The 13,740-nt window shown below is 35.2% G+C and carries 14 protein-coding genes and 1 tRNA gene; 11 read left to right on the top strand and 4 right to left on the bottom strand.

Going from position 1 to position 13,740, the window contains the following annotated elements:
* Positions 1–11: 11 nt before the first annotated feature.
* The 3 genes from yidD to rpmH are packed head-to-tail and all read right to left on the bottom strand — an operon-like array spanning position 12 to position 756.
* On the bottom strand, positions 12–224 hold the full coding sequence (yidD, locus tag ACQRBH_RS11970) for a membrane protein insertion efficiency factor YidD (RefSeq protein WP_235234058.1): 213 nt from the start codon (positions 222–224) through the stop codon (positions 12–14).
* A 12-nt stretch (positions 225–236) separates the two neighbouring features.
* Entirely contained in the window at positions 237–572 is a 336-nt protein-coding gene (gene rnpA, locus ACQRBH_RS11965; protein WP_235234056.1) for a ribonuclease P protein component, read from the bottom strand.
* Between the two features lie 49 nt (positions 573–621).
* Positions 622–756, bottom strand: a complete 135-nt coding sequence (gene rpmH / locus ACQRBH_RS11960) for a 50S ribosomal protein L34 (protein WP_004607108.1) — start codon at positions 754–756, stop codon at positions 622–624.
* 342 nt (positions 757–1,098) lie between these two features.
* Between rpmH and dnaA the strand changes: the two genes are divergently transcribed.
* From dnaA to gyrA, 6 genes are all read left to right on the top strand, one after another.
* The gene (gene dnaA, locus ACQRBH_RS11955) at positions 1,099–2,481 is read left to right on the top strand and encodes a chromosomal replication initiator protein DnaA (RefSeq protein ID WP_235234054.1); all 1,383 of its coding nucleotides are present in this window, start codon (positions 1,099–1,101) and stop codon (positions 2,479–2,481) included.
* Positions 2,482–2,750: 269 nt separating this feature from the next.
* Positions 2,751–3,860 carry a DNA polymerase III subunit beta gene (dnaN, locus tag ACQRBH_RS11950; RefSeq protein WP_235234053.1) on the top strand — a complete coding sequence of 370 codons (1,110 nt, stop codon included), beginning with the start codon at positions 2,751–2,753 and terminating at the stop codon, positions 3,858–3,860.
* A gap of 9 nt (positions 3,861–3,869) precedes the next feature.
* Positions 3,870–4,079 (top strand): RNA-binding S4 domain-containing protein, encoded by a 210-nt coding sequence (locus tag ACQRBH_RS11945; protein WP_347376714.1) that lies wholly within the window; start codon positions 3,870–3,872, stop codon positions 4,077–4,079.
* On the top strand, positions 4,069–5,160 hold the full coding sequence (gene recF / locus ACQRBH_RS11940; RefSeq protein WP_427761868.1) for a DNA replication/repair protein RecF: 1,092 nt from the start codon (positions 4,069–4,071) through the stop codon (positions 5,158–5,160). The genes ACQRBH_RS11945 and recF overlap by 11 nt, the downstream gene beginning before the upstream one ends.
* Before the next feature lie 10 nt (positions 5,161–5,170).
* Positions 5,171–7,105 (top strand): DNA topoisomerase (ATP-hydrolyzing) subunit B, encoded by a 1,935-nt coding sequence (gene gyrB / locus ACQRBH_RS11935; protein WP_235234050.1) that lies wholly within the window; start codon positions 5,171–5,173, stop codon positions 7,103–7,105.
* 27 nt (positions 7,106–7,132) lie between these two features.
* Positions 7,133–9,619 carry a DNA gyrase subunit A gene (gene gyrA, locus ACQRBH_RS11930; protein ID WP_427761867.1) on the top strand — a complete coding sequence of 829 codons (2,487 nt, stop codon included), beginning with the start codon at positions 7,133–7,135 and terminating at the stop codon, positions 9,617–9,619.
* 66 nt (positions 9,620–9,685) lie between these two features.
* Here gyrA and ACQRBH_RS11925 read toward each other — a convergent pair whose 3' ends face one another.
* Positions 9,686–10,138 carry a C-GCAxxG-C-C family (seleno)protein gene (locus ACQRBH_RS11925; RefSeq protein ID WP_235234275.1) on the bottom strand — a complete coding sequence of 151 codons (453 nt, stop codon included), beginning with the start codon at positions 10,136–10,138 and terminating at the stop codon, positions 9,686–9,688.
* A gap of 229 nt (positions 10,139–10,367) precedes the next feature.
* On the opposite strand from ACQRBH_RS11925, the gene ACQRBH_RS11920 reads away from it, so the two are divergent.
* The 5 genes from ACQRBH_RS11920 to ACQRBH_RS11900 all read left to right on the top strand — a co-directional run bounded on the left by ACQRBH_RS11920 (position 10,368) and on the right by ACQRBH_RS11900 (position 13,522).
* A complete protein-coding gene (locus ACQRBH_RS11920; RefSeq protein ID WP_427761866.1) occupies positions 10,368–11,171 on the top strand; it encodes a Uma2 family endonuclease in 804 nt (267 codons plus the stop codon).
* Between the two features lie 86 nt (positions 11,172–11,257).
* Positions 11,258–12,100 carry a fumarate hydratase gene (locus tag ACQRBH_RS11915; protein WP_427761864.1) on the top strand — a complete coding sequence of 281 codons (843 nt, stop codon included), beginning with the start codon at positions 11,258–11,260 and terminating at the stop codon, positions 12,098–12,100.
* A gap of 1 nt (position 12,101) precedes the next feature.
* The gene (locus ACQRBH_RS11910; protein WP_235234272.1) at positions 12,102–12,650 is read left to right on the top strand and encodes a Fe-S-containing hydro-lyase; all 549 of its coding nucleotides are present in this window, start codon (positions 12,102–12,104) and stop codon (positions 12,648–12,650) included.
* A complete protein-coding gene (locus ACQRBH_RS11905) occupies positions 12,650–13,363 on the top strand; it encodes a lysophospholipid acyltransferase family protein (protein ID WP_347376717.1) in 714 nt (237 codons plus the stop codon). The genes ACQRBH_RS11910 and ACQRBH_RS11905 overlap by 1 nt, the downstream gene beginning before the upstream one ends.
* 71 nt (positions 13,364–13,434) lie before the next feature.
* Positions 13,435–13,522, top strand: a tRNA-Ser gene (locus ACQRBH_RS11900).
* The last annotated feature ends 218 nt before the right edge of the window (positions 13,523–13,740 follow it).

Below are 13,740 nucleotides of genomic sequence, written 5' to 3'. Positions count from 1 at the left end.
GTAATTCTTTTTTAAGGAACAGGGTCGTATCCACCCTTGGCAAACGGATTACAACGAAGTATTCTCCATGCTGCCATGAGTCCACCTTTTAATGCACCATATTTTTCAATTGCCTCTACTGCATATTGAGAACAAGTTGGATAATAGATACAGGTAGAATACCCTTTCAGCCCGGATAGATACTTCTGATAGAACTTAATACAGCCTAACAGAATCTTTTTCATAATACGTTACCCCTAATCTATAATTTCATGAAGATGACCCAAATGGAGCATTGCGCTGTCAATTTCCTTATAACTTTTACCTTTAGCGCCTATTCTTGCTATCACAACTATATCAAATCCACATTTGAATCTATCTTCTTGTAATCTATAGCTTTCTCTGATTAATCTTGTTAATCTGTGTCGTACTATACTGTTACCTACTTTTTTACTTACCGATATTCCTAATCGATTCTGACTGGTCTTATTATCTAGTACATACATGACCAGATACTTATTTGCATAGGATATCCCATGTTTATAAACATTCTGAAAATCCTTATTTTTTTTCAATGATTCGGAATATTTCATTGACTAATTCTCCCAATTTTTGTAGAAGAAAAGGCCACATATATGCGGCCTACGCTGATAATCTCTTTCTTCCTTTTGCTCTTCTGCTTGCAAGTACTTTTCTTCCACCTGCTGTGCTCATTCTAGATCTAAATCCATGAACTTTAGCTCTTTGTCTCTTTTTTGGCTGGAATGTCATTTTCATAGATATCCACCTCCTTATATTTTATAAGGGAATAATCCCACTTTTTTTCTAAAGACATCATTTTTGATTATATTAAAAAAATGCCTCTACGTCAAGCAAAACCTGGATTTTTCTAAATTAATTTATCCACAAAATGTGGATAACACGTGGATTTTAAGTGGATAACGTGTGGATATCATTTATTTTTTTTATTTTTATCTCGAATATCTGCATTTTAAACTTGTGAATAAAGTTATCCACAATGATTAAAGATTGCTTAAATCTCTATTTTGATGTAGAATAGTAAAGAGTGGGTTATTATTTAAAATACCACGAATTGGATAGAATTAGGAGTTTATTGTAATGAACATTGTGAAGGAAAAGTGGCCTGAAATTATTGAACATCTTAGAGTAGAACATGAACTGTCCAACGTATCATTCTCGACTTGGATACAACCTCTGAAAGTATATGATGTCATCGATAATACTGTATTTATTTTAGTAAATATGAATGCCAGTGTAGAATATATTGAAAAAAAATATCTTCTTCCGTTGAAAGTTTGTATTGCTGAAATTACCGGTATTGAATTTGAAGTTGTGTTCATCTCCGAAGATGATGACAAATTGAATGAAATTCAAAGCATGTCTATTGAAGCAACAAATAAAAAGAAGACAAAGTCCGCTGCTGAAAAGGCAGGACTGAATCCAAAATATACTTTTGATACTTTTGTTGTAGGAGGTAACAATAATTTTGCTCATGCAGCTTCACTTGCAGTAGCAGAATCTCCTGGCGAAGTGTACAACCCATTGTTTTTATATGGAGGAGTTGGACTTGGAAAGACTCATCTTATGCATTCGATTGCACACTTTATTTTAGACAAAAATCCAAAAAAGAAGGTATTATATGTCACTAGCGAGACATTTACAAATGAACTGATCGAAGCATTGAAAAATGGTAAAACAGCAGGCAATGAATCTGCAATGTCTAAATTCCGCGACAAATACCGCAATAACGATGTTTTGTTAATTGATGATATTCAATTCATCATTGGAAAAGAAAGTACACAGGAAGAATTCTTCCACACTTTTAATCATCTTCATACTTCTGGAAAGCAGATCATTATCTCCAGCGATAAGCCTCCAAAAGATATCGAGACCTTGGAGGCACGACTTCGCACACGTTTTGAATGGGGATTAATTGCTGATATATCATCCCCAGATTATGAGACACGTATGGCAATTCTCCAGAAGAAGATTGAACTTGATCATCTGGAAAAATATAATATACCACGAGATGTTCTGGAATACATTGCTACAAATGTAAAAACAAATATCCGTGAACTGGAAGGTTCACTTAATAAACTGATTGCTCTTTTCAAATTAAATAATAACGGGCCAATCGATATTACCCTGGCGGCAGAAGCATTAAAAGACATTGTTTCTTCTAATAATAGAGAAGTAACTCCAGAATTGATTCTGGATATTGTATCTGAACACTTCGGTGTATCCATTGCTGATTTAAAGAGCAATAAACGTAATGCAGATATTGCAAATCCACGGCAGATCACCATGTATCTGATTCGTACCATGACTGAGACACCTTTAAAAGCAATTGGTATCATTCTGGGAGGTAAAGATCATTCTACTGTCAAATATGGAGTTGAAAAAATTACTGCAGAATTAAAAACAGATGAAACTTTATCTAATACAATTAATATAATAAAGAAGAAAATCAATCCGGCATAATGTTTATAACATGTGGACAACCTTCGGATAAGATGTGGATAATCAGGTATAATTCATTTTTTTTAGAAATAAAAAAGTATTTAAAGACAAGTTATCACCAGTACTTCCACATCAGATTCAAAGCTGTTCCACAGACATTTCAAAACCTGAAACACTGATAAATAAAGGGCTGAAAGCAGTTATCCTCTTTTCCACAGCCCCTAATAAGAAGGAGACGTAATTATTTAATATATATATTTATTTATGTCCCCGTGAAAGGAGTTATACACATGAAAATAATTTGTAATAAATCCAATTTGGTAAAAGGAGTTAGCACAGTATCTAAAGCAGTACCATCAAAAACAACGATGCCAATTCTGGAATGTATCTTAATTGATGCTACAAATGATATTATACGATTGACTGCAAACGATATGGAATTAGGAATTCAGACAGATATTGAGGGAGAGATCATTGACCGTGGAATGATAGCCATTGATGCCAAGATATTCTCAGAGATTGTAAGAAAGCTCCCAGACAATGAGATTACCATCGAAACGGATGAGAATCTTCAGACTGTTATTACCTGTGAAAAAGCAAAATTTGATATCGCAGGAAAGCCTGGAGAAGAATTCTCTTATCTTCCAATTATTGAAAAAGAAGAATCCATTGAAATATCTCAATTTACTTTGAAAGAAGTTATCAGACAGACAATCTTTTCTATTGCAGATACAGAAAGCAACAAATTAATGACCGGAGAATTATTTGAGATAAAAAATAATATTCTGAGAGTCATCTCTTTGGATGGACACCGTATATCCATTCGTAAAATAGAATTGAAAGATTCAGTAAGTGATAAAAAATTAATTGTTCCAGGAAAGACTTTGATTGAAGTAAGTAAGATTCTGTCTGGAGAAGTAGAAAGCATAGTTTATATTTCTTATACCAACAATCATATTGTATTTGAGTTTGATAATACGGTTGTAGTGTCAAGACTGATCGAAGGTGAGTATTTTAAAATAGATCAGATGCTTTCTAATGATTATGAGACAAAAGTAAGAATTAATAAAAAAGAATTATTAAACTGCATTGACAGAGCAACATTACTTGTAAAAGAAGGAGATAAAAAACCAATTATCATCAATATTGGTGATGAAGTCATGGAATTAAAGATAAAATCACAGATTGGATCTATGAATGAAGAAATATTTATTAGCAAAGAAGGAAAAGATCTGTTGATAGGATTTAATCCAAAATTTTTAATCGATGCACTTCGTGTTATTGATGACGAAGAGGTAACTTTGTATCTGATGAACGCAAAAGCACCATGCTTTATCAAAGATGAAGAAGAGAGCTATATCTATCTCATTCTTCCGGTAAACTTTAATGCAGTAGCGTAGGGGGGAAAAATGGAAACTATAAAATTACGTGAAGAATATATTAAACTCGGACAGGCATTAAAAGCGGCAGGTCTGGTAGAGTCTGGGGTAGAAGCAAAAGAAGTCATTGTAGATGGTCTGGTAAAGGTAAATGGTGAAACAGATACCCGAAGAGGACGCAAATTATATGCCGGAGATATTGTTACTTTTGATGGAGAAGAAATAAGAATTGAAGATTAAATCTTTAAAACTCAAAAATTTTAGAAATTATGATCTTTTAAAACTTGATTTTGATGATAATACTAATATATTTTATGGTGACAATGCTCAGGGAAAAACAAATATATTAGAGGCTGTATATCTTTCTGGAACAACAAAATCGCATCGGGGTGCCAAGGATAAAGATATGATTCAATTTGGAAAAGATGAATCACATATAGAGGCAGTTGTCGAAAAAAATGGAATCGAATATCAGTTAGATATGCATTTGAAAAAAAATAATCCAAAGGGAATTGCAATCAATAAAATTCCTATAAGGAAAGCCAGTGAACTATTTGGAATTGTAAATCTTGTATTTTTTTCACCAGAGGATTTGAATATTATCAAAAATGGTCCTTCTGAGAGAAGAAGATTTATTGATCTTGAGCTATCTCAATTGGATAAGGTATACCTGAATAATCTGTCCAATTATAATCGTATTGTGAATCAAAGAAATCATCTATTAAAAGAGATGGGGACATTCAGGCAAGAACAACTGATGGATACTCTTGACATCTGGGAATTGCAATTAATTCAATATGGTACTAAAATAATAGATAGAAGAAAAGAATTCATAAAAGAAATTAATAAAATAATTTCTTCTGTCCATAAAAAATTAACTGGTAAAAGAGAAGAAATACAGATAATCTATGAACCCAGTAATGGAAATCTTACATTAGAACAAGCATTAAGAAAGAACAGAGAGAGAGATCTGAGAATTAAAAGTACATCTATAGGACCTCACAGAGATGATATATGTTTTATGATCCAAGATCTGGATATCAGACGTTTTGGATCACAAGGACAACAGAGAACTGCTGCGTTATCATTAAAACTTTCTGAAATAGAATTAGTAAAACAGGCCATACATGACACGCCTGTTTTATTGCTTGATGATGTATTGTCTGAACTTGACAAACATAGGCAAAACTATTTATTAGATAGTATTCATGATATACAGACACTTATTACCTGTACAGGGGTAGAAGATTTTGTAAATCATTGTTTTTCTATAAATAAGGTGTTTCATGTCCAGAATGGACAAGTGACTAATGAGAACTAGGAGGATAAGAATGAGTACAGAAAAAGTACAGCACGAATATGGTGCGGATGAAATTCAGATTTTGGAAGGCCTTGAAGCTGTTAGAAAACGTCCTGGTATGTATATTGGAAGTACTTCATCCCGTGGACTTCATCATCTTGTATATGAGATTGTTGACAATGCTGTAGATGAAGCATTAGCTGGTTTTTGTGATACGATATTTGTAACAATTAATAAAGATAACTCTGTAACTGTATTGGACAATGGCCGTGGAATCCCTGTAGGAATTAACCACAAATCAGGTCTTCCTGCTGTTGAAGTTGTATTTACTGTTCTACATGCCGGTGGTAAATTCGGAGGTGGAGGATACAAAGTATCTGGAGGACTTCATGGAGTTGGTGCTTCTGTTGTAAATGCATTGTCTAATTGGCTGGAAGTAGAGATTTATCGCGAAGGTAATATCTATAAACAGCGCTATGAACGTGGAAAAGTAGTTCAGAAATTAGAAGTAATTGGGAAATGTGATACTGAAACAACAGGAACAAAAGTAACATTTCTCCCGGATAATACAATTTTTGAAGATACTGTTTTTGAATACAATATTTTAAAGCAGCGATTCCGCGAGATGGCATTTTTGACAAAAGGATTAAAAATTGTACTTCGCGATGAGAGACCAGAAGAAAAACCAATAGAAAAGACATTCCATTATGAGGGTGGAATTAAAGAATTTGTAGAATATTTGAATCGAAGTAATACACCGTTGTATGAAGATATTATTTATTGTGAAGGCATGGTAAATAACGTATCTGTAGAAGTTGCAATGCAGCATAATGATTCATATTCAGACAATACGTATGGATTTGTCAATAATATTACAACCCCGGAAGGCGGAACACATGTTGTGGGATTTCGTAATGCATTGACAAAGACATTTAATGATTATGCAAGAAAAAACAAATTATTAAAAGACAGTGAACCGAATCTGTCAGGTGAAGATATCAGAGAGGGTCTGACTGCAATTATCAGTGTAAAAATTGAAGATCCTCAGTTTGAAGGACAGACAAAACAAAAATTAGGAAATAGTGAAGCAAGAGGTGCAGTGGATAGTGTTGTAAGTAAGCAGTTGGAAGTTTATCTTGAACAGAATCCGGCAGTTGCTAAGATGACTATTGAAAAATCTGTAATGGCTCAGCGTGCAAGAGAGGCTGCAAGAAAAGCAAGAGATCTGACCAGAAGAAAATCCGCGTTGGATGGCATGTCACTTCCTGGTAAGTTAGCGGACTGTTCAGATAAGGATCCTAAGAACTGTGAAATCTATATCGTAGAGGGAGATTCTGCGGGTGGTTCTGCTAAGACGGCAAGAGACCGGGCAACACAGGCAATCCTGCCTCTTCGTGGTAAGATATTGAATGTGGAAAAAGCAAGACTGGATAAGATATATGGAAATGCAGAGATTAAAGCAATGATTACTGCTTTTGGTACAGGAATCCATGATGATTTTGATATTTCCAAATTACGTTATCATAAGATTATTATTATGACGGATGCCGATGTAGATGGTGCTCATATCAGTACCTTATTATTGACATTTTTATATCGGTTTATGCCAGATCTTATCAAAGAAGGGTATGTATATCTGGCTCAGCCTCCATTATATAAACTGGAAAAGAATAAAAAGGTATGGTATGCGTACAGTGATGAAGAGTTAGACCGTATCCTGTCTGAAGTAGGACGTGATACCAATAATAAAATCCAGCGTTATAAAGGTCTTGGAGAGATGGATGCAGAACAGCTCTGGGAGACAACTATGGATCCGGAACACAGAATCTTACTTCGAGTAACGATGGATGAAGAGTCAACTTCAGAATTAGATCTTACATTTACAACTTTGATGGGAGATAAAGTAGAACCGAGAAGAGAGTTCATTGAAGAAAATGCAAAATACGTAAAGAACTTAGACGTATAACACAACACATAGAAAGGGATACAACTAATGGAAGATAATATTTTTGATAAAGTCCACGAAGTGGATCTCAAAAAAACAATGGAGACCTCCTATATTGATTATGCTATGAGTGTTATTGCTTCTCGTGCATTACCAGATGTAAGAGATGGTTTGAAACCAGTTCAACGTAGAATACTTTATTCTATGATAGAATTGAATAATGGTCCTGATAAGCCACATAGAAAATGTGCACGTATTGTCGGTGATACTATGGGTAAATATCATCCACATGGTGACAGTTCTATCTATGGTGCCTTGGTTAATATGGCTCAGGAGTGGTCTACCAGATATCCATTGGTAGATGGTCATGGAAACTTTGGTTCTGTAGATGGTGATGGTGCGGCTGCTATGCGATATACAGAAGCCAGACTAAGTAAGATATCTATGGAACTGACTGCCGATATCAATAAAGATACCGTAGATTTTGTACCGAACTTTGATGAGACAGAGAAAGAACCGACTGTACTTCCGGCCAAATTTCCAAATCTTCTGGTAAATGGTACTTCCGGAATTGCCGTTGGTATGGCAACCAATATACCTCCACACAATCTGAAAGAGGTTATCAATGCAGTTGTAAAAATTATAGATAATCAGATTGAAGATAAAGAAGAGACTACAATAGAAGAGATCTTAAAGATTATCAAAGGACCGGATTTTCCGACAGGCGGTATGATTCTTGGAACCAGAGGAATTGAAGAAGCATATAGAACCGGACGGGGCAAGATTCGTGTTCGTGCCGTGACAGATATTGAGACTATGCCAAATGGAAAGAGCAGAATTATTGTAACTGAACTTCCATTTATGGTGAATAAAGCAAGATTGATCGAGAAGATCGCTGAAATGGTCAGAGATAAGAAGATAGAAGGAATTACAGACTTAAGCGATCAGTCAAGCCGTGAGGGTATGCGTGTTGTTATTGAACTTCGAAGAGACGTCAATGCAAACGTTATCTTAAATCAATTATATAAACATACACAACTTCAAGATACATTTGGAGTTATCATGCTGGCACTGGTTAATAATGAACCAAAAGTTATGAATCTTCTGGAAATGTTGAATTATTATCTGCAGCATCAGGAAGAGGTTGTAACCAGACGTACCAGATATGAATTAAATAAAGCAGAAGAAAGAGCACATATATTAGAAGGTTTGTTGATTGCTCTTGATAATATTGATGAAGTTATTAAGATTATCAGAGGTTCACAGACAGTTCAGATTGCAAAATCAGAATTAATGGAGAGATTCGGGTTGTCTGATGTTCAGGCTCAGGCAATCGTTGACATGCGTCTTCGTGCTCTGACCGGTCTGGAACGGGAAAAACTGGAAAAAGAATATAACGAATTGATGGAACAGATCAGCAGATTAAAGGCAATATTAGCTGACAGAAAACTTCTTCTTGGAGTAATCAAAGAGGAAATTCTTGTCATTCGTGATAAATACGGAGACGAAAGAAGAACCTCAATTGGATTCGATGAATTCGACATCTCTATGGAAGATTTGATTCCGAAAGAAGATGTTGTTATTACAATGACAAAGCTTGGATATATCAAGCGTATGTCAAATGATACTTTCAAATCTCAGAATAGGGGAGGAAAAGGTATCAAAGGAATGCAGACATTGGAAGAAGACTATGTAGAAGAGTTATTTATGACTCATACACATCATTATATTATGTTCTTTACCAATACGGGACGTGTATATCGTCTAAAAGGGTACGAAATTCCGGAAGCAAGTCGTACTTCAAGAGGAACAGCAATTGTGAATCTTCTTCAATTAATGCCTGGAGAAAAAATCAGTGCCGTTATTCCAATTGATGAATACAGAGATGGAGAGTACCTTCTGATGGCTACAAAGAAAGGTCTTGTAAAGAAGACTCCTATCAAAGAATATGCGAACGTCCGTAAGACAGGACTTGCAGCTATTACACTTCGGGAAGAAGATGAATTGATTGAAGTAAAATATACCGATAATGACAGAGATATTTTCATGATAACCAAGTATGGTCAGTGTATTCGTTTTAATGAAAAAGATGTACGCCCAACAGGAAGAACATCTATGGGAGTACGCGGAATGAATCTGTCGGATCGTGATGAAGTCATTGGAATGCAGTTGGATTCCCAGGGCGAAGAACTTTTGATCGTATCAGAAAAAGGTATGGGAAAGAGAACTTCAATGGAAGAATTCACACGCCAGAACCGTGGAGGAAAAGGTGTAAAGTGTTATAAGATTACAGAGAAGACTGGTAATGTAGTCGGAGTAAAAGCTGTAAATAATGATGATGAGATTATGATCATCAATACAGAAGGTATTATCATTCGAATGAAATGTGAAGGAATATCTACACTTGGAAGAGTAACATCTGGGGTAAAACTGATAAACCTTCCAGAAGGAGATATCGTTGCAAGTATAGCAAAAGTGCGAAAAGGTGACGAGGAAGAAAAGGCTTCAGAAGAAATAATGGATCCTATTGAGTAATAATGTAAAAAATCGGGACAAAAAATCTTTTGTCCCGATTTTTTTATGTAAACTTTTTGACAGTGATTAGTTTTCAGATTCAAGTTCACGGATAATTATTTCAGCAACTTTTTTTACTGTAAAGGAAACAAAATCTGTACATTGAGCCTTTCTTTCAGGAGAATTTTTTTCTTTTCCTTTCGTAAGAACTCTGCAGCATGTACCTCCACAGTAATCTTTGAATGCGTCATGCATTTCGTTTGTTAATGCAAAACATTTTGTGATTTTCGGATCTCCAGGAGTTCTTCGTCCAAAGAAATAACCAATACACATTGTTGCGCCTGCTAACGCACCGCAGATACATCCACCTCCACCAAGTCCCCACGGAAAACCTGAGCTCATAGCGATGGCATCATCAGAAAGATCTATCTCAAAATGCTTTCTGATAGCGTAGATCACAGATTCTGAACAGGCAAAGCCAGCATTAAAAATGTCTACGGCATCCTTCTGTAATTGCTCTATGTTGATATTTGTAGTCATAATAATCCCCCTTTTTGGATTTTATCTTGTTCTTAATTAGTATTTTATACCAATAGATGTTGTTTTAAAAGAAATATTTGTGAGTCAATTATAGATATAATCATAATATTTCCACAAATATATAAAATGGAAATATTATGGATACAATAAAATACAAATGGTTGATTTATGGTGATATATAAAATATAATATGCTTACAGATTCACATTTTATTATGGAAGTGATTAAAATGACAATTCAGGAAATGTTAAAACGAAAGACAGAGCTTGGCTATACTTATGCACAACTTTCGGAGCTTTCCGGTGTACCTGTAGGTACAATCCAGAAGATTTTTTCAGGAGTAACAAGTTCACCAAGATATGAGACACTTCGTGCATTGGAGCAGGTGTTAAAGGAACCTGAGAATTCTTATTTATGTGAAGAACAAGTGGCTTATAAGGTGAAGAAGCAAGGGGAATATACTTTAGAAGATTATTATAAGATACCAGATGAGAGGCGTGTCGAGTTAATTGATGGAGTGATATACGATATGTCATCTCCTACCTCTGCACATCAGCTAATAGCAGGACTTATATACAGTAAGATGATTTCTCATGTGTTAGATAAAAAAGGAAAGTGTCTTCCGATGATATCACCGATTGATGTACAGCTTGATTGTGATAATAAGACGATGGTGCAGCCGGATGTAGTTATTGTGTGTGACAGGGATAAAATCATTAATCGCTGTATTTATGGAGCTCCGGATTTTATTATTGAAGTCATATCCCGTTCATCGACCAAAAGAGACTCTGTGATCAAGCTTAATAAATATTTAAATGCCGGGGTAAGAGAATACTGGATGATAGATCCAAACAGAAAAAAGGTTATTGTATATAATTTTGAAACAGAAAATTATCCGGTAATTTATGGATTTGATGCAAAGATTCCAGTTGGTATATGGGATAATGAATTGGAGATTGATTTTCAGGAAGTGTATGATCATATAAGCTTTTTATATAAGAGAGATAAAGATACAGAGTATTCAGAATATTAACTTGTATATTCAGTGGGGACAGGGTAAAATTAATTTGGGACGGAGTATTTTTGAAAAACCCCCGTCCCAAATGAAGGAGGAAGTAGATGAGAACAATCGATGTAAGTGAAATTACAAGGAATATTAAAGAAATGTGTATAGAAGCGAATCATTTTCTGTCAAAGGACATGGATGTAGCTTTGAAGAACGCTGTAAAAACAGAAGAATCACCTCTTGGCAGACAGATTTTAGATCAACTTCAGGAAAATCTTCAGATTGCAGCAAAAGATATGATTCCCATATGCCAGGATACTGGAATGGCAGTAATATTTATGGAAATTGGGCAAGAGGTTCATTTTGAAGGTGGAAGGCTTGAAGATGCAATAAATGAAGGAGTACGCCAGGGATATACAGAAGGTTTTTTGAGAAAGTCAGTGGTAGGTGATCCGATCCTTCGTGAAAATACTAAGGATAATACACCTGCAATCATTCATTATAGTATTGTAGAAGGCGATAAAGTAAAGATAAAAGTTGCTCCAAAGGGATTTGGAAGTGAAAATATGAGCCGTGTATTCATGTTAAAGCCGGCAGATGGAATTGAAGGTGTAAAAAATGCAATTTTAACTGCAGTAAAAGATGCTGGTCCGAATGCATGTCCTCCGATGATTGTAGGCGTTGGAGTAGGAGGAACTTTTGAAAAATGCGCACTTATGGCAAAAGAAGCACTTACTCGAGAGGTTGGATCACATTCAGATATTCCATGGGTAAAAGAATTAGAAGAAGAGATGCTTGATAAAATTAACAGATTAGGTATTGGCCCAGGTGGATTGGGAGGAACAACAACTGCACTTGCAGTAAATGTAAATACTTATCCTACTCATATCGCAGGACTTCCGGTTGGAATTAACATTTGCTGTCACGTAAATAGACACATTATCAGGGAGGTATAAGATGGATAAGCACATAAAAGCACCAATAACAAAAGAAGTATCTCGTTCGCTACATGCCGGTGATTATGTATATATCACAGGAACAATCTATACTGCAAGAGATGCTGCGCATAAACGGATGGATGAAGCCTTATCAAATGGAGAAAATCTTCCGATTAATATAGAAAATCAGGTCATATATTACATGGGACCATCTCCTGCAAGAGAAGGACGTCCAATTGGTTCTGCCGGACCAACAACAGCAAGCCGTATGGATAAATATGCGCCCAGACTTCTTGATCTTGGTTTATCAGCAATGATAGGAAAAGGAAAAAGGAGCAAAGAAGTACTGGATGCAGTTGTTAGAAATGAAAGCGTTTATTTTGCTGCTGTAGGTGGAGCAGGCGCATTATTGTCAAAATGTATCAAATCATCAGAAGTTGTTGCTTATGATGACTTAGGCACAGAAGCAATTCGGAAATTAGAAGTTGAGAATTTTCCAGTAATTGTTGTTGCGGACTGTGAAGGAAATAATTTATATGAAACTGCGATTAAGGAGTATCAAAGATAATGAAGAGAATATTATTAATGGTATTTCGAAATATTTTCCTTGTACCGTTTATGTGGATAAAATTGTGTTATCATGCACATCATGTTGATAAATATGAAGAAAAAGAACATTATAAGATGTTACAATTTATCTGTCATAGGGCAAATAAAGGTGGAAATGTTACAATAGATGCACATGGCCTTGAAAATATACCAAAAGAACAAGGATTTATGTTTTTCCCGAACCATCAGGGATTATATGATGTTCTTGCGATTGTAGATGTGTGTCCATATCCATTTTCCGTTGTTGCAAAAAAAGAAGTTTCTAATATCCAATTTTTAAAACAAGTATTTGCATGTATGCAAGCCTATATGCTGGATCGTGAAGATGTTCGTCAGGCGATGCAAGTAATTATTGATGTGGCAAATGAAGTAAAAAAGGGAAGAAATTATCTCATATTTGCAGAGGGAACACGATCTAAAAATGGAAATCATCCAGGTGATTTTAAGGGTGGTAGTTTTAAAGCTGCGACAAAGGCTCAATGTCCAATCATACCAGTTGCATTAATAGATTCATTTAAACCATTTGATACAAACAGTATTAGCCCTGTGACGGTTCAGGTTCATTTTCTGGAACCATTATATTATGAAGATTATAAAGATATGAAAACAAAAGAAATAGCAGCATTGGTAAAACAACGTATTGAGCAAACGATTAATGCAAATACATTGTAAATGAAGTATTTTGTAAATACTGAAAAAAATGATTGACAATAGGCAGAAGGTCTAGTATAATAACTTCTGCTGGAGAAATACTCAAGAGGCTGAAGAGGCGCCCCTGCTAAGGGTGTAGGTCGGGTGACCGGCGCGAGGGTTCAAATCCCTCTTTCTCCGTTTTAGTCAGTATTGACTGTCTGGAACAAAAAGTTTCAGACAGTTTTTTATGGCTAATGTAGACCCTATATATAGAAGAAAAAAGGGTTAATATATACAGAATATTGTGTCAAAAAAAGATGTTGAAAAAAATCGAAAAAAGATTAAAAAAACATCTTGACATATAAAAGAACACATGATATTATGTATAGGCTGACTCGTGAGAGACAGACAAAGAC

The organism is Bariatricus sp. SGI.161, assembly GCF_050313695.1.
Classification (GTDB): domain Bacteria; phylum Bacillota; class Clostridia; order Lachnospirales; family Lachnospiraceae; genus JAFBIX01.
Note: the sequence above shows the minus strand (reverse complement) of the source record. Positions and strands in the feature narration are given on the sequence as shown.

Bases quoted from the DNA above. Each gene is read 5' to 3' on its own strand.
- ACQRBH_RS11925 (WP_235234275.1), bottom strand. From the start codon at position 10,138: ATGACTACAAATATCAACATAGAGCAATTACAGAAGGATGCCGTAGAC.
- gyrA (WP_427761867.1), top strand. From the start codon at position 7,133: ATGGAAGATAATATTTTTGATAAAGTCCACGAAGTGGATCTCAAAAAA.
- rnpA (WP_235234056.1), bottom strand. From the start codon at position 572: ATGAAATATTCCGAATCATTGAAAAAAAATAAGGATTTTCAGAATGTT.
- gyrB (WP_235234050.1), top strand. From the start codon at position 5,171: ATGAGTACAGAAAAAGTACAGCACGAATATGGTGCGGATGAAATTCAG.
- ACQRBH_RS11915 (WP_427761864.1), top strand. From the start codon at position 11,258: ATGAGAACAATCGATGTAAGTGAAATTACAAGGAATATTAAAGAAATG.
- ACQRBH_RS11945 (WP_347376714.1), top strand. From the start codon at position 3,870: ATGGAAACTATAAAATTACGTGAAGAATATATTAAACTCGGACAGGCA.
- dnaN (WP_235234053.1), top strand. From the start codon at position 2,751: ATGAAAATAATTTGTAATAAATCCAATTTGGTAAAAGGAGTTAGCACA.
- dnaA (WP_235234054.1), top strand. From the start codon at position 1,099: ATGAACATTGTGAAGGAAAAGTGGCCTGAAATTATTGAACATCTTAGA.
- rpmH (WP_004607108.1), bottom strand. From the start codon at position 756: ATGAAAATGACATTCCAGCCAAAAAAGAGACAAAGAGCTAAAGTTCAT.
- ACQRBH_RS11910 (WP_235234272.1), top strand. From the start codon at position 12,102: ATGGATAAGCACATAAAAGCACCAATAACAAAAGAAGTATCTCGTTCG.
- ACQRBH_RS11905 (WP_347376717.1), top strand. From the start codon at position 12,650: ATGAAGAGAATATTATTAATGGTATTTCGAAATATTTTCCTTGTACCG.
- ACQRBH_RS11920 (WP_427761866.1), top strand. From the start codon at position 10,368: ATGACAATTCAGGAAATGTTAAAACGAAAGACAGAGCTTGGCTATACT.
- yidD (WP_235234058.1), bottom strand. From the start codon at position 224: ATGAAAAAGATTCTGTTAGGCTGTATTAAGTTCTATCAGAAGTATCTA.